Source organism: Rhodococcus sp. SORGH_AS_0301, from assembly GCF_030818285.1.
GTDB lineage: Bacteria > Actinomycetota > Actinomycetes > Mycobacteriales > Mycobacteriaceae > Rhodococcoides.
Genome location: NZ_JAUTAC010000002.1, coordinates 3683649 through 3702963, shown reverse-complemented (window position 1 = coordinate 3702963; position 19315 = coordinate 3683649). Strand labels below are relative to the sequence as shown.

Here is a 19315-nt window from a genome sequence, read left to right as displayed (position 1 = left end):
CGGCGCGGTGAATCTCGGTCCGGGAGGACTTACCGAGCGGTAGCGTTCCTCCGGTGGTTCAGTTGCTCTCGCGCTCACAGGCGGCCGATCGGCCGCCCGTGACGACGCCTGCGACCGTTCCGGTGCGGACCGTCTCGGCGCAGGCGCTGGCCATCGTGCTCGTGCTCGCCGTCGCGGTGCTCGTGTTCCATCTGACCCGGCCGACGGCCGAGGAACCGGCCGTCGGGGCGGTCGCGGCTCCCGCTGCGGACCTGCGGCCGAGCTTCCTGGCGGAACCGGAGCGCAACCTGGGCCCGCTGCGCCAGATCGCGAAAGTCAACCGCGCCACGGCGGAGGAGGAGTACGCGGCCGCGATCGCCGTGCTCTCGACGGCGGCGAGCGCCGAGGAGAAGGATCGCCGACTGTACGAGCTGCCGCCGGCCGTGATCGGCGCCCGTATCGGCAGCTACGCCTCGCCGGCTCGCGGCACGTACACGTCCGGTTTCGGCCCGCGGTGGGGAACGATGCACAACGGCATCGACATCGCCGGCCCGATCGGCACACCGATCCTGTCGGTGGCGGACGGCCAGGTGATCGAGGCCGGCCCTGCGAGCGGCTTCGGGTTGTGGGTGCGCGTGCGACACGACGACGGCACCGTGTCCATCTACGGTCACGTGGACACCCTGGTCGCGGTGGCCGGTCAGCGGGTCGCGGCGGGGCAGCAGATCGCGACGATGGGGAACCGCGGCGACTCCACCGGGCCGCACCTGCACTTCGAGACCGTCGTCGCGGACAAGCACGTGGATCCCGAACTGTGGTTGATCGGCCGCGGTATCTCGCTCGGACCGGAAGGCGACTGACGAGTCCCATCCGTCACACCAGTAACACGCTCGGATACGATCAGGGCATGAGACGGGCACTTCTGACGGCGGCGACGGCACTCGCCGTGGCCGTGGGCACCGCACCTCTCGGCGCCGGTCCGGCCGCGGCCGACACCGCCGGCTCCTGCTCACCCGAGCATCCCCGTCCCGTCGTGCTGGTGCACGGCACCTGGGTCGACGGTCCGGACACCTGGTCCACCCTCACCCCGCAGCTCGAGGCGGAGGGCTACTGCGTCTTCACTCTCGAGTACGGCTACCGCGCCGAACCCGGCGAGAACCTGCTGCAGACCTACGGCGGCGACGACATCGCCACGTCCGCGCGAGAACTGCGCGCCTTCGTCGACGACGTCCGATCACGCACCGGCGCAGCCGACGTGGACGTCGTCGGGCACTCCCAGGGCGGTGTCGTGGCGCGTCAGTTCCTGAAGTTCGAAGGTGGAGCCGACGCCGTGCACACCCTCGTCACCCTCGGCGCCACCAATCACGGCACCACGTTCTCGGCGGGGCAGCTCATCGGATCGCTCGCGCAGCAGTTCGGACTGCCGGTCGGCGAGGTCGCCGCCGCGGCCGTCGGACCGTCGTTCGTCCAGCAGGTGGTCGGCTCGTCGTTCCTCGACGTGCTCAACGCGGGCGGCGACACCGTCCCGGGCGTCGACTACACCGTGATCGCCACCCGCGCGGACACCGTCTCCACGCCGCCCGAGAACACCTTCCTCGCCGCGGGCCCGGGCGCGACCGTGGACAACGTATGGGTGCAGGACGGCTGCCCGAGCAACACCGCCGGGCACATGGAACTGACCACCGACCCCCGCGCATTGTGGATGGTGCAGCGCGGGCTCGACCGGTCCTACGCCGATCGGGTCCCCAGCCCCTGCTGAGTGCCGGGGTGTGCGCGCTGGTGCGGTGGCCGGCTGGAAGGGGTGCACACGGCCGGCGTGTGGTGAACACCCGTTGCTGCAGGCTGGAGGGTGTGTGCGGTTGACGCAGGGGGTGTGCACGCAGCTCGGTGCACCTCGCGATCCCGTGGATTCTCACGTTCCGCCGCCCTCACGCGTTTACTGATCGTGATGCTTCCGTTCGAGACCGTCGTGGCCACCCACGGCCCCGTGGTGCTGCGGGTCTGTCGCGCCGTGGTCGGTCCCGTCGACGCCGACGACGCGTGGTCGGAGACCTTCCTCGCCGCACTCCGGGCGTACCCCGACCTGCCCGAGGACGCGAACGTGCAGGCCTGGCTGGTGACCATCGCGCACCGCAAGGCCGTCGACGTTCATCGCGCGGCAGCTCGTCGGCCCGTGCCCACCGACTCCGTTCCGGACGTCGCCACGATGGTGCCCGACGAGAACCACGCCCTGTGGTCCGCGGTCGCGGCCCTGCCCGACACTCAGCGACTGGCCGTCGCGTACCACCACATCGGGGGGCTCCCTCATGCGGTCGTCGCTGCGCTGCTGGGTAATTCGACCACCGCCGCCCGGCGTGCCTGTGCCGACGGCATCGCGACGCTACGCCGCACGACCACGAGGAGTGAGCTGCTGTGACCACCGCCGCCGAACTGACCGCGCTCCACGAGCGACTGACGCACCGCGCCGCCGAGGAAGGACTGCTCGACGTCGCGTACCGCACCCTCGACTCACCCGTCGGCACGCTCCTCGTGGCGGCCACCGAGCGAGGTGTCGTGCGCGTGGCCTTCGACGTCGAGAACCACGACACGGTCCTGCAGACGCTGGCCACCCGCATCAGTCCGCGGGTGCTTCGAGCGCCGGCCCGGCTCGACCCGGTGGTCCGCGGGCTCGACGCGTTCTTCGCCGGGACGTCCCGCGTCGTCGACGTCGACCTGGATCTGCGCCTCGCTGCAGGGTTCCGTCGCGACGTCCTGACGCATCTCCAGCGCATCCCCTACGGCGAGACCCGGAGCTACGCCGCCGTGGCCGCGGAAACGGCCAGCCCGAAGGCCGTCCGCGCCGTGGGATCGGCCTGCGCGCGCAATCCGCTGCCCCTGGTCATCCCATGTCATCGCGTGGTGCGGTCGGACGGAACGCCCGGTCGTTACGCCGGCGGTGAGGCCGCCAAGCAGCTTCTGCTCGCGCTCGAGACACAGAACTACTAGGCGGTATTAGTCTCGAAGCATGTCCTCTGCTGCTGATGTTCCCGCGCACCTCGTTCTGTCTCGTCGCGATCTCGAGTTCCTCCTCTACGAATGGCTCGACGTCGAGTCGTTGACCGAGCGGAAGCGCTTCTCCGATCATTCTCGGGAGACGTTCGACGCGGTGATGGAGCTCAGCGAGCAGATCGCGGTGAAGCACTTCGCGCCGCACAACAAGAAGGCGGATGCGAACGAGCCGCACGTCGGCGAGGACGGCAAGGTCGTCCTGATTCCCGAGGTCGAGCAGGCGCTGAAGGTGTTCAACGACGCCGGCCTCATCTCCGGGCAGTTCGACGACTCGCTCGGCGGCATGCAGCTGCCGACCACGGTGTCGAAGGCGTCGCTCGCGTGGTTCCAGGCCGCGAACACCGGCACCGCGACCTATCCCTTCCTCACGATCGGCAACGCCAATCTCCTCATCGAGTACGGCAGCGAGGAGTTGGTCGACGCCTATGTCCGGCCCATGCTCGAAGGCCGTTTCCACGGGACCATGTGCCTGTCCGAGCCCGGTGCCGGATCGTCGCTCGCCTACATCACCACCAAGGCCGTCGAGCAGGGTGACGGCACCTACGCGGTGACCGGAACCAAGATGTGGATCTCGGGCGGCGAGCACGAACTCGGTGAGAACATCGTGCACCTCGTCCTCGCCAAGATCCCCGGCGGTCCGGCGGGCGTGAAGGGCATCTCGCTCTTCGTCGTTCCCAAGACGCTGGTGAACGCGGACGGGTCGCTGGGCGAGCGCAACGACGTGAACCTCGTCGGCCTGAACCACAAGATGGGGTACCGCGGAACCACCAACACGCTCCTCGCGTTCGGCGAGAACGGCGGCGCCACAGGCTATCTCGTCGGCGAGCCGCACAAGGGCCTGTCGTACATGTTCAAGATGATGAACGAGGCGCGCATCGGCGTCGGCATGGGCGCGACCGCGCTGGGCTACACCGGCTACCTGCACTCGGTGGCGTACGCCCGGGACCGTGCACAGGGCCGGCCCGTCGGTGACAAGGATCCGGCTGCCCCGCAGGTGCCGATCATCGACCACTCCGACGTGCGTCGCATGCTGCTCGCGCAGAAGTCCTACGTCGAGGGCGGTCTGGCCCTGGGTCTGTACTGCTCCCGGCTGGTCGACGAGCAGATCACCGGCGAGCAGGACGCGGCGGATCGCGCCGGGTTCCTCCTCGACGTGCTCACCCCCATCGCCAAGGCGTGGCCGTCGCAGTGGTGCCTCGAGGCCAACAACCTCGCGATCCAGGTGCACGGCGGGTACGGCTACACCCGCGACTACAACGTCGAGCAGTTCTACCGCGACAACCGCCTCAACCCCATCCACGAGGGAACGAACGGCATCCAGGGCCTCGACCTCCTCGGACGCAAGGTCGTCGCGCAGGGCGGCCGAGGGCTCCAGCTCCTCGTCGAGACCATCACGGAGACCATCGACGCGATGTCGGGCGAGTACGCCGACGCCCTGCGAGCGGCAGTGGATCGCCTCGTGGCCGTCACCGGCACGCTGTGGGGTCAGGGCGACGCCGAGGTGGCGCTGGCCAACTCGTCCGCGTACCTCGAGGCGACCGGTCACGTGGTCGTCGCGTGGCTCTGGCTCGACCAGCTCCGCGCGATCGGCGACAAGGAAGGCGCCTTCTACGACGGCAAGCGTGTCGCGGCGCAGTACTTCTTCCGGTACGAGCTCCCCAAGACGGGCCCACAGTTCGACCTGCTCGAGAACCTGGACCGTACGACGCTGGACCTCGACACCTCGGTTCTGTAGGGCAGCGCTTGCCGGGTGGGGTGCTGCCGGGCATACCGCGCGGTGTTGCGCGCACCGTTCAGCGTGCGCAGAGAGTCGGGCGCTGCGCGTGGGGAGGCACCGCACTGCGGGTGGTGCGGTGCGTGCCTGATCACGGGTGTGCCTGGCGCACCGCGCGGTGTTGCGCGCACCGTCCAACCTGCGCACACCACCGCGCGCAGCGCCCGGACGCCCGGCGACGGTACCCAGTAATCCCAGTCACACCTACCTGGTCAGGTCGCGCAGCGACTGCTTAGATACAAGATGTGCGCAACACAGATGCAACCGAGACGTCGTCCGACCGGGCGTACGCGACGGTCAAGGAGCTCATCGTCTCCGGCGAGCTGCCGGGCGGGGAGCTGATCAGCGAGGGGCAGATCGCCGAGCGCACCGGCACCAGCCGCACCCCGGTCCGTGAGGCCTTCCTCAGGCTCGCGGCCGAAGGATGGATGCGGCTCTACCCCAAGCGCGGGGCCCTCGTGGTTCCCGTCGCCCCCGACGAGGCCACCCATCTCGTCGCCGCCCGTCGACTCGTCGAGACCGGATCGCTCGAAGCGTTCGCACAGGATCCGGGCAGCCGGGCCTCCGCCGCCGCACAGATGCGCGAGAGCCTCGACCGGCAGCGCGTTCTCGCGGAGGCGGGCGACTCCCTCGGCTTCGCTGCCGAGGACGCAGACTTCCACACCATCGTCGTCACGCACGGGGACAACCCCCTGCTGTCGACCTTCTACTCAGGATTGCGTGACCGGCAGCGCCGCATGACCGCGAACTCCGTGGCGCGCAATCCGGACGTGTTGGCGTCGATCATCGGCGACCACACCCGTCTCACCGCACTCGTCGAGCAGGGCGACGTCGCCGCGTACGACGACGCCCTCTCCCTCCACATGGCAGCCACGCACGCGCTGCCGCGTGGAATCCGCTGAAGGACCCCACCATGACCGTTCTCGACCGCACGACCACCACCCGCACCTGGCTGCCCGTGGCGCTCGGCATGCTCGCCGTCGCCTGGGGCGGCAACGAGTTCACGCCGCTCCTCGTGATGTACCGCGAGGGTCACGGCTTCTCGCCCGTCGTCGTCGACGTGTTCCTCTTCGCCTACGTCGTCGGCATCGTGCCGGCCCTGCTGATCGGGGGCCCGCTCTCGGATCGCTACGGACGGCGGCCGCTCATGGTGCCCGCGCCGGCCGTCGCCGCCGCGGGATCTCTCGTCATCGCCCTCGGCGCGCACTCGGCCCCGATCCTCGCGACCGGCCGCGTGCTCAGCGGCATCGCGTTGGGGCTGGGTATGGCCGTCGGCGGCAGTTGGTTGAAGGAGCTGTCCGCGGACGGCTCGGGTGCCCGCCGTGCCGCCATGTCGCTCACGGGCGGATTCGCCACGGGCGCGGGGGTCGCCGGGGTGCTCGCGCAGTGGGCGCCGTGGCCCGAGGTGCTGCCGTACCTGGTGCACGTCGCGTTGGCAGCACTGGCCACCGTGGCCCTGCTCGGGGTGCCCGAGACGCGAGCGCGTGCGGTGGACGGCGCCTCGTTGCTGTCCGATCTGCGTATCCCGTCGGCGGGTCACCGTCGGTTCGTGTCCGTCGTTCTTCCCATGGCGCCGTGGGTCTTCGGCGCGGCCAGCGTCGCGTACGCAGTGCTGCCTGGTCTGATGGCCGACCACTCCGGCGCGTTCCCCATCGCGTTCTCCGCACTGCTCGGCGTGGTCGCGCTGTCGTCCGGCTTCGCCATCCAGGCCGTCGGCCGACGCATCGACACCGCGTCGAGTGCGCGCGCCGTCCTGGTCGCGCTGGGCATCATCGTCGTCGGCATGGTGCTGGTCTCGGTCGCCGCCGACGTGCTGACGATCCCGATGGCGCTGCTCGCCGCCGCGGTGCTCGGGTGCGGCTACGGCATGGCGATGGTGTCGGGCCTGCAGGAGGTGCAGCGCATCGCGGGACCGCGTGATCTGGCCGGACTCACCGCGGTGTTCTACTCGGTGACCTATCTCGGCTTCGCGGTGCCGGCGATTCTGGCGCTGCTCGTGCAGGAGTTCCCCGACGCGATCACCTACCCCGAACTGTTCACGGCCGGTGCGGTTCTCGCCGCGGTGTCATTGGTGCTCGTCGCGACGAGAACGCGGTCGCACCTGCCGTCAGGGCAGTCGGGGTAGCCGCTTCTTCTCGAGCCAGGACTCCCAGAACTCGTCGGTGCTGCCGTACTGCTTCGCCAACCCGACGAAGTCCGACGTCGCCACGGTGGCGTGGCGGAAGGTCGTGGTCCACTCGCGGATCAGATCGAAGAACGCCGCGTTGCCGATGGTGCGCCGAAGTGCGTGCAGGGCAAGGGCTCCGCGCTTGTACACGCGGTCGTCGAACATGTCCTCCGGTCCTGGATCTCCCAGCACGATGTCCTGCGGCAGGGACGACAGGCGGCTGTGTGCGCGGGTGGCCTCCTGGTGCGCGGACGGTCCGCCCGAGCTCTCCGACCAGATCCACTCGGAGTAGCAGGCGAAGCCCTCGTGCAACCAGATGTCGCTCCACCGCGCGATGGTGAGGCTGTTGCCGAACCACTGGTGCGCCAGTTCGTGGGCGACGAGTCGCTCGTACTCGCGGTCGCCGTCACAGTGATTGGCGCCGAAGATCGACAGCGTCTGTGCCTCGACGGGGATCTCCAACTCGTCGTCGGTGACGACGACGGAGTACGACTCGAACGGATAGGGGCCGAACGACTCGACGAACGTCTCCATCATCTGCTGCTGACGGCCGAAGTCGTGATCGAAGTTCTGGCGCAGACGCGCCGGCAGGATCGCGTCGATCGGCACGGGGGAGTCGCTGACCCGGTGCTTCTCGTACTGGCCGATCTGCACGGTCGCGAGGTACGAGGCCATCGGTTCGGGCTGGTCGTACACCCAGGTGGTGCGCGAGGACTTCACGTACTTCCGCGTCAGTGTCCCGTTCGAGACGACGTGGTACGGGGAGTCGGCGGTGATCGAGATGGTGTACGCCGCTTTGGAACTGGGATGGTCGTCGCACGGGAACCACGATGCGGCGCCGTTGGGTTGGCTCGCGACGAGGGCGCCGTCGGTGAGCTCCTCCCACCCGACCTCACCCCACACGCTGCGAATCGGTGCGGGGTTGCCGCTGTAGGCGACGGTGGCCGTGAAGGAGGCGCCCTCGTCGATGGCACGCTGCAGCGTGACCGTCAGCTTGCCGCCCCGATGGGTGAACCGGACACCGCGCATTCCGGCGACACTCACCTTGGACGGGGTGAGGGCCGGACCCATGTCGAGTGAGAACTTGGTGATCGACCGGGTGGCCACCGCATGCACGACGGCCTTGCCGGACAGGCGGTTCGACTGCACCTTGTACTCGAGGTCGAGGGCGTATCGCTCGACCGAGTACCCGCGGTTGCCGTTCTGCGGCAGGTACGGGTCGATGGGAGAGTCCGGCATCACTTCTCGGTCCAGGGTGCGATGGGGTTGCCCTGCCACCGGCTCGACTCGGGGACGGTGTCGCCGCGCATGACCAGCGAGGCCGGTCCGACCGTGGCACCCGCCCCGATTCCCGCTGCGGGCAGTGCGACGCAATGCGGGCCCAGCGTGGCTCCCGCCCCCAAACTCACCGTGTCCATGCTCATGATCCGATCATGGAACAGATGTGTCTGCACGACGCACCCTCTGTTGACGGTCGCGCCGTCGCCGAGGGTGATGAGGTCCGCCTCCGGCAGCCAGTAGGTCTCACACCAGACTCCCTTCCCGATGTGGGCGCCGAGCCAGCGCAGCCACAGGTTCAGCACCGGGGTTCCCTCGGCGGCGCGGGCGAACCACGGGGCGGCGACGACCTCGACGAACGTGTCGGCCACTTCGTTGCGCCACACGAACGAACTCCACAGCGGGTGCTCCACCGCACCGATGCGGCCGACGAGCGACCACTTGGCGACGGCGGAGATTCCGGCCGCGACGGCGCCGGCGATCAGTAACACGACGCCGCTGAGCAGGGCGGCGGCCCAGTAGCCGAGCGTTCCGGCGATCCAGGTCAGGGCGGCGAGCACGCCGAACCCGATGCCGAACGACACGACGACGGGCACGAGTCGACAGGTCTCGACCACGGCGCGGGCGATCTTGAGTCGCCGCGGCGGGTCGAAGGTGCGGGTGGTGTCGGACGAGTTGGGCGCTCGGCGCAGGCGCACCGGCGGGCTGCCGAGCCACGACGATCCCGACTTCGCCTTGGCGGGTGCGGCCGACAGCACGGCGACGAGGCCGTTCTTCGGCACGCGTCGACCCGCGGCCGCCATGCCGGAGTTGCCGAGGAACGCACGCTTGCCCACCTTGGCCTCGCCGAGCAGCATCCAGCCGCCGCCGAGCTCGTAGCTGGCGATCATGGTGTCGTCCGCCAGGAACGCACCGTCGCCGACGGTCGTGAACTTCGGGACCATCAGGACCGTCGATGCCTCCACGTCCTTGCCGATGGTCGCGCCGAGCAGCCGGAGCCATCCCGGAGTGAGCAGACTCGCGTAGAGCGGGAAGAGGAACGTACGGGCCGAGTCCATCAGGCGTTCGGTGGCCCACACCTGCCAGCCGATGCGACTGCGTACCGCGTGGTGGCCGGGAATCAGCCCGATCGACAGCAACCGCACGGACACGAGCGTGACCGCTGCGAAGACGAGCAACGACACCGCGGTGGCGGGAGCGAGCAGCGCCAGCCCGAGGCCGATCGCACCGAGCAGGGTGGTCGCGTGCGCGACTCCGACGGCGACGAGGAGCAGGCCCGCAGCAATGGACAGGAGGGGAAGTCCCGACAGCAACAGCGACGTCACGCCGTAGACGGGCACCCAGCCGCGACCGCGCGGCGGCGCCTCGTCCGGCCACGGGTGCATCGCCTTGCCGACCTTCGCGGCGGGCGAGCCGGACCACTGCTGACCGGCTTTGACCTTGCCGGAGACGGCCGATCCCGCGGTGATCTCGGCGCGGCGGCCGATCCTGGCTCCGGGGAGCAGGGTCGACCGCGCACCCACCGTGGCGCCGGCGCCGACCTCGATCGAGCCGATGTGCACGACGTCGCCGTCGATCCAGTAGCCGGACAGATCGACCTCCGGCTCGAGCGAGCATCCGTCACCGAGAGTCAGCATGCCGGTCACCGGAGGCAGGGTGTGCAGATCGACGTCGCGGCCGACCGTCGCACCGAGTGCGCGGGCGTAGTAGACCATCCACGGCGCGCCCGACAGGTTCGAGGCACCGCTGGCGTCGGTCAACCGGTTGGCGGTCCACAGCCGGAGGTGCACGCTGCCGCCGCGCGGATGGGCGCCCTCCGTGACGCCGCGCATGAGGAGCCGTGATCCGGCGACGGAGATCGCCATCCGGCCCACGGGCGTCACGAACAGCAGGAACCCGAGCGCGAGCCACCACCAGGACACCGTCGGCAGCCAGGGGCGGGGAGCGAACCAGCTGAACGTGTTCGCCATGATGCCGAGCCAGGTCACCCACTGCAGCCCGGTCAGCGTCGTCAGCGGCAGGGTCGCGAGGACCTGCACCACCTGGGCCGTCCGGGGTGTGGGGACCACGATGCGCTTCTCGGTCACCGGCGGGGGGACGAGCGAGTCGAGCAACGCGACGAGCGAGCCGAGTCGCGGATGGTCGTAGAGCTGCGCGACCGTGATCTCGGGGAAACGCTCGCGCAATCGGGTCACGAGCAGTGCGGCCGAGAGCGATCCGCCACCGGCAGCGAAGAAGTCCGCGTCCAGGGATCCGATCTCGGCGCCCAGCACGTCGCTCCACAGCTCGGCCACCCAGCCGGCGGTCCCGGCGAGAGAGGCGTCGTCCGGAGTCGAACCACGCTTGGGCAGCGGCCACGGCAGAGCGGCGCGGTCGACCTTGCCGGAGGTGCGGGTGGGCAGTTCGTCGACGAGTGCGAGACGCGGAACCATCGCGGCGGGAAGCTGTTCCGCGAGGAGCTCGCGCGCGCGGACGAGGTCGAAGTCCGGGTCGGTGCTGGCGAGATAGCCCACCAGCACGGGTGTTCCGGAGCCGGTGGTCCGCACTGCGGCGGCTGCGCCGCTCACACCGGGGAGGGCCTGCAGGGCGTTGTCCACCTCACCGAGCTCGATGCGGCGCCCGCCGACCTTCACCTGATCGTCGGCGCGGCCCTGGAAAAGCAGCCCCTCGAGCTCGAGCCGCACGAGATCGCCGCTGCGGTAGGCGCGGTCCCATCCGAGAGTCGCCATGGGAGCGTACTTCTCGGCGTCCTTCACCGGATCGAGGTAACGCGCGAGGCCGACGCCACCGATGACGAGCTCACCCACCTCGCCCACCGCGACCGGCTCCTCGTCCGGGCCCACGACGGCGAGGTCCCATCCGTCGAGCGGCAGCCCGATGCGCACCGGTCCGACACCGTCCATGAGAGCGGCGCAGGCGACGACGGTGGCCTCGGTGGGCCCGTAGGTGTTCCAGACCTCGCGGCCCGGAACAGCCAGTCGCTCAGCGAGATCCGGCGGGCAGGCCTCGCCGCCGAAGATGAGCAACCGGACGTCCTCGAGCGCTTCGCGAGGCCACAGCGCCGCCAGGGTCGGCACCGTCGACACCACGCTGATGTCACGTGCGACGAGCCAGGGGCCGAGGTCCATGCCACTGCGCACGAGGGAGCGAGGCGCGGGAACGAGGCACGCGCCACTGCGCCAGGCGAGCCACATCTCCTCGCACGACGCGTCGAACGCCACGGAGAGCCCCGCCAGCACTCGATCGCCCGGGCCCATGGGTCGGTCCTGCAGGAACAGTCGTGCCTCGGCGTCCACGAACGCCGCCGCGTTGCGATTGCTCACCGCGACGCCCTTGGGCTTGCCGGTCGAGCCCGAGGTGAAGATGACCCAGGCGTCGTCGTCGGGTGTGGGATGGCCGACCGCGCGACCGGTCCCCGCGGTGTCGGTTCGGGTCACGCCGCCGTCCGCGATGATCGCGGTGACGCCGGCCTCCGAGAACACCAGCTCGGCCCGCTCGTCCGGGTCGTCGACGTCCACCGGGACGTAGGCCGCACCGGCGGCGATGACCGACAGGATCGCCGCGTAGAGCGAGTAACTGCCCGACGGCATGCGGACCCCGACGCGATCGCCGGCGCAGACGCCGTGTCGGGACAGCCACCGAGCGCCCTCGTCGATGTTGTCGAGCAGTTCGCTGTAACTGATGGTGGTGTCGCCGTCGTCGATGGCCGGCGCATCAGGGAATGCCCGCGCGGTGTCCTCGAGGATGTCGACGAGGGTGCGCACCGGGGCCGCCACGGAGGAACGGAGGTAGGCCTCGGGAACACGGGTCTGCAGTGACAAGACGAACGGCCTCTCGCATCGAACAGGGACGACGGAACGCTGGCGGGTGTGACGACACGTTATTGCACGCCCAGTTTGCGGGTTGGTGAACAACTCCGCCGACCAGGCGCGCGTGCGGCGAACCGGTTGACAACTCGGGCGACCGTTTGCCATCCTGCTTCCAGGTCACGAGTACCAGCATCAAGCCCCGGCTCGCTGGTCGGCAACCCTCCTCCGCGGTGGGGTGCTCCGGGTGACGACCTGGCCGCGCTCCGACGACGGAGGCGGCAAGCGCGGATCGACGCCTCTCGTCAGATCGCGGCCCTCGTGCCGTGCGTCGATCCCTCGACGGAGGGATTCATCATGACCACAGTTCTGCAGCGCCCCATCGCATCCGTGCACGGCCGCGACCAGCAGGTGACGTGTGCCGACGGTCGCACCACTCGCAGCATCGATCTCGACTACGCGGCCAGCGCTCCCGCGCTCGACGCGGTGGTCGAGCGAGTACGGGAGGTGTTGCCGCACTGCGCGAGTGTGCACCGCGGCGCCGGCCACAAGTCGCAGGTCTGCACCCGGGAGTACGAGTCCGCCCGGAACACGGTGCACCGCTTCTGCGGCGCGGATCCCGACGACGTGGTCGTGTTCACGCGGAACACCACCGACGCGCTGAATCTCCTGGCGGGCTGCGTTCCCGGGGACACGGTGGTGCTGGACATCGAGCATCACGCGAATCTGCTGCCGTGGCGGAACCGCCGGGTGGTGCGATCGGCGGACTCGGTCGAGGAGACTCTGACTCGGCTCGGCGACGAACTCGCGTCGAGACCTGCTGCGCTCCTTGCCGTCACGGGTGCCTCCAACGTGACGGGCGAGGTCCTGCCCCTCGATCGACTCGCGGATCTGGCGCACCGACACGGTGCCCGCATCCTCGTCGACGGGGCGCAACTCGTTCCGCACCGCGCCGTGGACATCACCGCGGCGGGCATCGACTACCTGGCTTTCAGTGGTCACAAGCTGTACGCGCCCTTCGGAGCGGGAGTGCTCGTGGGACGGCGTGACTGGCTCGATGTGGCCGAGCCGTACCTCGCTGGCGGTGGAGCCACCCGGCACGTGTCCGTCCTCGGTGCGTCGGTCGACATCGACTGGGCGCCGTCCCCGGCGCGGCACGAGGCCGGCACACCCAATCTCCTCGGCGCCGTCGCGATCGCCGCGGCGTGCGACGAGATCGGCGCGATCGGCCACGGTGCCATCGCCACTCACGATCAGGAGTGCACGGACGCCCTGCTCGGCGGGCTCACCGCTCTGGCCGGTGTGTCGGTCCTCCGCCTGTGGAGCGACTCCGCCGACATCGTCGGCATCGTGTCCTTCACCGTCGACGGTGTCGACGCGGGTGCACTCGCCACCACACTGGCCGACGATCACGGCATCGCGGTGCGGGCCGGGAAGTTCTGTGCCCACCCCCTCCTCTCGCGGGTCGGCGCGGCCGACGGTGCCGTGCGGGCGAGCATCGGGCTGGGGACCACCGCCGACGATGTCGACCGGTTCGTGGAGGCGGTGCGTGTGACGTGCCTCTCACTGCGGGATCGCGTCACCACCGGATCGTTAGCATCAGCATCATGACGAGGAGCAGGTTGTGGGGTCGACGACACGTCGACCTCTGCCGTGCGACCTCGACCGCCTGTCCGGTCCGGTGATCGTGCGACTCACTTCACCCCACAGCCTCCGCTGCACCCACGACTGACTGGACAACTCATGACCACGGTGTCTTCCGACTCCCTCGTCTTCCTCGACGGCGTCTCCGGTACCTCCCCGGACGTCGTCCGGTTCTCCGCCGCCGATCTCTCCGAGGCCCAGAGCCGCTACGCGACCCTCAAGGCCGAGCACCCCGGTGCTCGTGTCGTGGTGGACATCGACGTGCACATCGCCGCCGACGCCCGGACCGCCCGCCGCGAGGTGCTGGCGTCGGACAGCAAGCCTCGCCCCGGCACGCTGCAGTACGTCGGGACCGCGTCGGGTCTCGCAGGCCTTGTCGCCGACATCGTGACGGTCGACGTGGCGGACGGCGTGACCCTGCGTCCGGTGGTGGAGCAGACGCGGGAGTCCGTCGTCCGGGCGATCACCACCGAGGTGGTGCCCGCCCTGGAGGTTCGGCGTCTGCGCGCGTCCTGAGGCTCAGCCCTCGCGGGTCTCGGGGCCCATGTCCACAGCGAGCCCGGCGGTGATGCGCAGCAGTTCGGGGTAGGTCGTGCGGAAGAGGGTCGCGGGGTGACCCGCTGCAGCCCACAGCCGTTCGAAGCGTTCCAGCGCCGTGTCGACGAACGTCGGCAGATTCGTCGGGTGGCCCACGGGAGCGATCCCGCCCACCGGTTGCCCGGTGGCGTGTTCGACCACGTCGATCGGTGCGCGGGTCAGCGTGCCCTCGAGACGTCGACCGGTGGCATCGAGGTCCACGTTGTGTGCACCCGACACCAGCAGCAACACCGGGTCGTCGTCGAGCAGGAACACCAGCGACTTGCAGACGGCACCGAGCGGAACCCCGCTCACCGCCGCGGCCTGACGCGCCGTGTGCGTCGGCTCGGACTGCGTCACGATCACGCCGTGATGACCTCGGGCGATCAGAACGTCCGACACGTGTGCCGCAGCGGGATGGTGGATCCGCGTCATGGTCGCAGGATAGTCAGTCCACGCCGCCGGGACATCCGGTGAGCGGGAGCGCTGGCTATCCTGACCGGATGACACACACGGATGCGTGGAAAGCCTTCACGGTGACGACCGACGCCCATGTCGCGACGGTGACCCTCATCGGCCCGAACAAGGGCAATGCGATGGGTCCCGACTTCTGGTCGGAACTGCCTCTCGTCTTCTCCGCGCTCGACGCGGACCCCGAGGTACGCGCCATCGTGCTCGCCGGCTCGGGCCGCAACTTCAGCTACGGTCTCGACCTGCCCGCCATGGCAGGCGATTTCGGTGCGGTCATGGGGGACAAGGCACAGGCCGGTCCGCGCAGCACGTTCCACGACATGATCAAGCGCATGCAGGCGTCGATCAACGCGGTGGCCGACTGCCGCAAGCCCGTGGTGGCCGCCGTGCAGGGGTGGTGCATCGGCGGTGGGATCGATCTCATCTCGGCCGCCGACATCCGCTACGCCAGCACGGACGCGAAGTTCAGTGTGCGCGAGGTGAAGGTCGCCATCGTGGCGGACATGGGGTCGTTCGCCCGTCTGCCCGCGATCATCGGCGACGGTCATCTTCGCGAACTCGCGTTGACCGGAAAGGACATCGACAGTGCCCGGGCGCAGCAGATCGGTCTGGTCAACGACGTGTTCGAGGACGCGGAGGCCGTGCTCGCCGCAGCGCGTGCCACGGCCACCGAGATCGCGGCGAACCCGCCTCTCGTGGTGCACGGGATCAAGGCGGTTCTCGACCACGGTCGCGTTGCGGCAGTGGAGGATTCGCTGCGGTACGTCGCCGCGTGGAACGCTGCGTTCCTGCCGTCCGAGGATCTGACGGAGGCCATCACCTCGGTGTTCGAGAAGCGCCCCGCGTCGTTCCAGGGCAAGTAGAGAGACCCCGGTGGAGCGGCCCGATCAGCGGAAGGCGCTCTTCGGGTCGTTCCACAGCTGATCGGTGAAGTCCTCGAGGACGACGAGCACCACCGAGTCCTCAGCGCGGCGCAGGATCGACTTGCTCGCCCGGACCTGGAGGATGTCGCCCTTCGAGTCCGTCATGCGCCAGAGCGAGTCGGCGCGGGTGGCGACGGTGGTCAGGAACGTCTCGGCGATGTTGACTCCGAGCGGTTCGTTGGCCGGGAAGATGTCCTGCAGTGTGAGGGTCTCGTTCGACCGGGGGGACTCCTCGTCGAAGCCCATCAGTTCGTCGAAGGCCTCGTTGGCGAAGACGACCGTGCCGCCGGGCTCGACGGCGAGGACGGCCAACGGAATGCGGTCGAGCACGACGGTCACCGGCAGTGACGGGAACTGCGTCGTGGTCGAGACCGCCTCGGACGTGGGATTTCTCCGGTCGCTCACAGCGTCACTCATCGGTGGTACCGCACCCTTACGTCGTGGCTCGTTCGTCCTGACACGGCCCGGGGGACCGCGGATGCGATGCTATCAGCGGACAGCACCGCATCCGGGTTTCCGACGGTCTCTAGTGATCGCCCTGGTTCTTCAGGCGCTCGACCGATGCCTCGAACTCCGCCTCGGCCTCGGCGCGGCCGACCCAGTTGGATCCGGTGACGTGCTTGTTCGGCTCGAGATCCTTGTAGTGCAGGAAGAAGTGCTCGATCGCGTCGAGCTCGAACTGCGAGACGTCCGAGAGATCCTGGATGTGGTCCCACCGCGGATCGCCCGCCGGGACGCACAGCACCTTGTCGTCGCCGCCGGCCTCGTCGACCATCTTGAACATCGCCACGGGGCGGGCCTCGACGAGGACACCGGGGAACACGGACTCCGGCAGCAGGACGAACGCGTCGAGCGGATCGCCGTCCTCACCGAGGGTGTTCTCGATGAAGCCGTAGTCCGCGGGGTAGCCCATCGCCGTGTAGAGGTAGCGGTCCAGGCGTACTCGCCCGGACTCGTGGTCGACCTCGTACTTGTTGCGCTGACCCTTGGGGATCTCGATGGTCACGTCGAACTTCACGTCCACTGTCCTTTGCTCGGTGGCCCGGCTACCTGCTCGGCGGCCACGTACTGTCGTGCAGTCGTCTGTCGGGCGCATCGAAGGACGCGCCGGTGGTCAGACAGTAACCGGCCGCGTCGATAGGGTGCGAGGAGAGGTGCATCGCCGGAGAACGGCCACGGACCCGCGAGTGGAGGAGAGACGTGAGCTCAGGGAAGCGGCCGTCCGGCACGCCGTTACGCACGCGCGTGCTGCTGATCGGAGCCTCGGTCGTGGTGCTCGTGCTGGCGATCGTCGGCGTCGCGCTGATCACCCCCACGCTCTCCGAGGACTCGACACCCGTGGCGACCTCACCCGAGCCGTCGCCCGTTCTGCCCGCCCCGCAGGTGGTTCCGGTCTCACCCGACGCGCCGAAACCGAGCCCGGCGGGTCTCGAGGCGGTGCTCGCCGCACCCCTGCGCAATCCCGATCTGGGCCGCTTCACCGGATCCGTCGCGGACGCGATCACCGGTGAGGTGTTGTGGAGCGCCGATGCGGACACCCCCATGACGCCGGCGTCGACCACCAAGATCCTCACGGCCGCGGCCGCCATGATGGCGCTGCCCGCCGACCACCGTGTGACCACCAAGGTCGTGGCGGGCGACGCGGCCGGTCAGGTGGTGCTCGTCGGTGACGGCGACCCCACGCTCACGGCGGAGCCGGTCGGACGACCCGGGTTCTACGACGGGGGAGCCCGCATCGACGATCTCGCCGAACAGATCCGCAGGTCCGGCACGACCGTCACGTCCATCGCCGTGGACGGCGGCGCGTACTCGGGGCCGGAGCAGGCGCAGGGCTGGTTCCCCGGCGACGTGGCCGCCGGATACATCGCACCCATCGAACCGATCACCCTCGACGGGGGTCGCTCGGTGCCGACGGTCGACGAGTCGCCGCGCAGCGCCACTCCCGGTCTCGACGCCGGTCGGGCGTTGGCGCGCGCTCTCGGCCTGGACCCGGCCGTCGTGACGGACGGTCGCGCGCAGTCCGGTGCCGGATCTCTCGCGACGGTGCAGTCCGCGCCTCTGCGGCAGCGGCTCGGGCAGATGTTGGGGTTCTCGGACAACGTGCTCGCGGAGGCCGTCGGTCGCGAGATCGCCGAGGAGGTGGGCCGGCCCGCGTCGTTCGACGGGGCCACGGACGCAGTCCTGGAGACACTGCAGAAGAACGGCGTCGACATCACCGGAGTCACGCTCGAGGACACCAGCGGACTCTCCGTCGACAATCTCATCCCTGCCCGGGTGCTGGGCGCGCTCGTCACCCGGGCCGCCGGGTCCGGCACCGAGAACCTGCGGCCGATGCTCGACTACCTGCCCGTCGCCGGTGCCACGGGCACGCTCGCCGCCCGCTACGCGTCGGGTGACCGCACGGCCGCGGGGTGGCTGCGCGCCAAGACGGGAACGCTCTCGACCGCCAGTGCGTTGGCCGGATACGTGACCGACGAGAGCGGCCGGGTGTTGACGTTCGCGTTGATGTCCAACGACAGGCCGCCCGAGGTCGGTCGTCCGGCCCTGGACGCACTCGCGTCGACGCTCCGCTCCTGCGGCTGCACCTGACCGGTCGATTCCGAGAGAGAACAGGGGTGAGGGCATGTCCGACACTGGTGTGATCGATTGGGGTCTGGCCGCCCGGACGGGTGCCCGGCTCGCACCACGGGGTCCGAAGACGTCGCGGTACACCGCGGACGCGGCGCTGCGCGAACTGGCCGACGCGTCGGTACGCGCCGAGGGCCCCGTGCGCGAGGTCACGGGACTCGCCGACGGTCTGCCCGTCCCGGCGGCGCGCGTGCTCGATCGGCCGGAGTGGATCGCCGCCGCGTCCGAGTCGATGCGGCATCTCGTCAGTGACTCCGACGGCGACGACAGTTCGTTCCTCGGCGGCAAGCCGGGCGGCGTGCAGGCGGGCGCGATGCTGGCGTTCCTGTCGACGGCCATTCTCGGGCAGTACGACCCCTTCACCGGTCCGGACGGAACGCTGCTGCTCGTGGCACCCAACATCGTCTCCGTGGAGCGATCGCTTCGCCTGCGGCCCAGCGACTTCCGACTGTGGGTATGTCTGCACGAGGTGACGCACCGCGTGCAGTTCTCGTCGTCGCCGTGGCTCGCGGGTTACATGAAGGACAACGTCACCACGCTGCAGGGCGGCGCAGACGAGCCCCTGGCCGACGTCGTGGGACGCCTCGCGGCGGCGGTGCGGTCCCGCGGGCAGGACGGCGGCGACGGCGGCATCATCGGCCTGCTCCGGGCGACGCAGGCACCCGCGCAGCAGGAGGCACTCGATCGTCTGCTGGTGCTCGGAACGCTGCTCGAAGGCCATGCCGACCACGTGATGGACGCGGTGGGTCCCGCGGTGGTGCCGTCGGTCTCGGCGATCCGCAAGGCCTTCGACGCCCGTCGCACGCGGAAGCAGAACCCGGTGCAGCGCGTGATCCGCGCGCTGCTCGGGATGGACGCGAAGATGGCGCAGTACGTCCGCGGCAAGGCGTTCGTCGACGCCGTCGTCGGCCAGGTCGGCATGGAGCGTTTCAACACCGTGTGGACCGACGCGGACACGTTGCCGCTGCTCTCCGAGATCGAGGCGCCGGAGAAGTGGACGCAGCGAGTTCTGGGATGACCG

The 19315-nt window shown here is 69.7% G+C and carries 17 protein-coding genes and 1 riboswitch; of the genes, 12 read left to right on the top strand and 5 right to left on the bottom strand.

Annotated features, from left to right (window positions below):
• Positions 1 to 53: 53 nt before the first annotated feature.
• The 7 genes from QE397_RS18095 to QE397_RS18065 all read left to right on the top strand — a co-directional run bounded on the left by QE397_RS18095 (position 54) and on the right by QE397_RS18065 (position 6926).
• A complete protein-coding gene (locus tag QE397_RS18095; RefSeq protein WP_307096504.1) occupies positions 54 to 839 on the top strand; it encodes a M23 family metallopeptidase in 786 nt (261 codons plus the stop codon).
• 47 nt (positions 840 to 886) lie between these two features.
• Complete coding sequence (locus QE397_RS18090; protein ID WP_307096502.1) at positions 887 to 1738, top strand: triacylglycerol lipase; 852 nt, start codon at positions 887 to 889, stop codon at positions 1736 to 1738.
• Between the two features lie 189 nt (positions 1739 to 1927).
• Entirely contained in the window at positions 1928 to 2395 is a 468-nt protein-coding gene (locus QE397_RS18085; RefSeq protein ID WP_307096500.1) for an RNA polymerase sigma factor, read from the top strand.
• Positions 2392 to 2964 carry a methylated-DNA--[protein]-cysteine S-methyltransferase gene (locus tag QE397_RS18080; RefSeq protein ID WP_056443522.1) on the top strand — a complete coding sequence of 191 codons (573 nt, stop codon included), beginning with the start codon at positions 2392 to 2394 and terminating at the stop codon, positions 2962 to 2964. The genes QE397_RS18085 and QE397_RS18080 overlap by 4 nt, the downstream gene beginning before the upstream one ends.
• 19 nt (positions 2965 to 2983) lie before the next feature.
• Positions 2984 to 4762, top strand: coding sequence for an acyl-CoA dehydrogenase (locus QE397_RS18075; RefSeq protein WP_307096497.1), 1779 nt, complete (start codon positions 2984 to 2986; stop codon positions 4760 to 4762).
• A gap of 284 nt (positions 4763 to 5046) precedes the next feature.
• Positions 5047 to 5703, top strand: coding sequence for a GntR family transcriptional regulator (locus tag QE397_RS18070; protein WP_037186307.1), 657 nt, complete (start codon positions 5047 to 5049; stop codon positions 5701 to 5703).
• A gap of 11 nt (positions 5704 to 5714) precedes the next feature.
• A complete protein-coding gene (locus tag QE397_RS18065; RefSeq protein WP_027506487.1) occupies positions 5715 to 6926 on the top strand; it encodes an MFS transporter in 1212 nt (403 codons plus the stop codon).
• On the opposite strand, the gene QE397_RS18060 is transcribed toward QE397_RS18065, so the two are convergent.
• Both QE397_RS18060 and QE397_RS18055 read right to left on the bottom strand, forming a co-directional pair.
• Positions 6909 to 8207, bottom strand: a complete 1299-nt coding sequence (locus tag QE397_RS18060; protein WP_051613539.1) for a M1 family metallopeptidase — start codon at positions 8205 to 8207, stop codon at positions 6909 to 6911. The two genes, QE397_RS18065 and QE397_RS18060, sit on opposite strands and share 18 nt — an antisense overlap.
• Complete coding sequence (locus tag QE397_RS18055) at positions 8207 to 12067, bottom strand: Pls/PosA family non-ribosomal peptide synthetase (RefSeq protein ID WP_307096495.1); 3861 nt, start codon at positions 12065 to 12067, stop codon at positions 8207 to 8209. Before QE397_RS18055 ends, QE397_RS18060 begins: the two co-directional genes overlap by 1 nt.
• A gap of 163 nt (positions 12068 to 12230) precedes the next feature.
• Positions 12231 to 12346: riboswitch (SAM riboswitch) on the top strand.
• A 63-nt stretch (positions 12347 to 12409) separates the two neighbouring features.
• Between QE397_RS18055 and QE397_RS18050 the strand changes: the two genes are divergently transcribed.
• Complete coding sequence (locus QE397_RS18050; RefSeq protein ID WP_285187298.1) at positions 12410 to 13663, top strand: aminotransferase class V-fold PLP-dependent enzyme; 1254 nt, start codon at positions 12410 to 12412, stop codon at positions 13661 to 13663.
• Positions 13664 to 13795: 132 nt separating this feature from the next.
• Positions 13796 to 14212, top strand: a complete 417-nt coding sequence (locus QE397_RS18045; protein WP_037186306.1) for a hypothetical protein — start codon at positions 13796 to 13798, stop codon at positions 14210 to 14212.
• A 3-nt stretch (positions 14213 to 14215) separates the two neighbouring features.
• On the opposite strand, the gene QE397_RS18040 is transcribed toward QE397_RS18045, so the two are convergent.
• Positions 14216 to 14707 carry a YbaK/EbsC family protein gene (locus QE397_RS18040; protein WP_027506483.1) on the bottom strand — a complete coding sequence of 164 codons (492 nt, stop codon included), beginning with the start codon at positions 14705 to 14707 and terminating at the stop codon, positions 14216 to 14218.
• 68 nt (positions 14708 to 14775) lie between these two features.
• Here QE397_RS18040 and QE397_RS18035 point away from each other — a divergent pair, with 68 nt between their 5' ends.
• Positions 14776 to 15606: a crotonase/enoyl-CoA hydratase family protein gene (locus QE397_RS18035; RefSeq protein ID WP_222646831.1), complete on the top strand. Its 831-nt coding sequence runs from the start codon at positions 14776 to 14778 to the stop codon at positions 15604 to 15606.
• A 24-nt stretch (positions 15607 to 15630) separates the two neighbouring features.
• Here the strand turns inward: QE397_RS18035 and QE397_RS18030 are convergent, their stop codons facing one another.
• Together QE397_RS18030 and QE397_RS18025 are read right to left on the bottom strand one after the other, a co-directional pair.
• A complete protein-coding gene (locus tag QE397_RS18030) occupies positions 15631 to 16083 on the bottom strand; it encodes a histidine kinase (protein ID WP_027506481.1) in 453 nt (150 codons plus the stop codon).
• Positions 16084 to 16192: 109 nt separating this feature from the next.
• Positions 16193 to 16684: an inorganic diphosphatase gene (locus QE397_RS18025; RefSeq protein ID WP_027506480.1), complete on the bottom strand. Its 492-nt coding sequence runs from the start codon at positions 16682 to 16684 to the stop codon at positions 16193 to 16195.
• Positions 16685 to 16866: 182 nt separating this feature from the next.
• Here QE397_RS18025 and dacB point away from each other — a divergent pair, with 182 nt between their 5' ends.
• Both dacB and QE397_RS18015 read left to right on the top strand, forming a co-directional pair.
• Positions 16867 to 18255 (top strand): D-alanyl-D-alanine carboxypeptidase/D-alanyl-D-alanine-endopeptidase, encoded by a 1389-nt coding sequence (dacB, locus tag QE397_RS18020; protein ID WP_056443541.1) that lies wholly within the window; start codon positions 16867 to 16869, stop codon positions 18253 to 18255.
• A 34-nt stretch (positions 18256 to 18289) separates the two neighbouring features.
• Positions 18290 to 19312 carry a zinc-dependent metalloprotease gene (locus QE397_RS18015; protein ID WP_027506478.1) on the top strand — a complete coding sequence of 341 codons (1023 nt, stop codon included), beginning with the start codon at positions 18290 to 18292 and terminating at the stop codon, positions 19310 to 19312.
• The last annotated feature ends 3 nt before the right edge of the window (positions 19313 to 19315 follow it).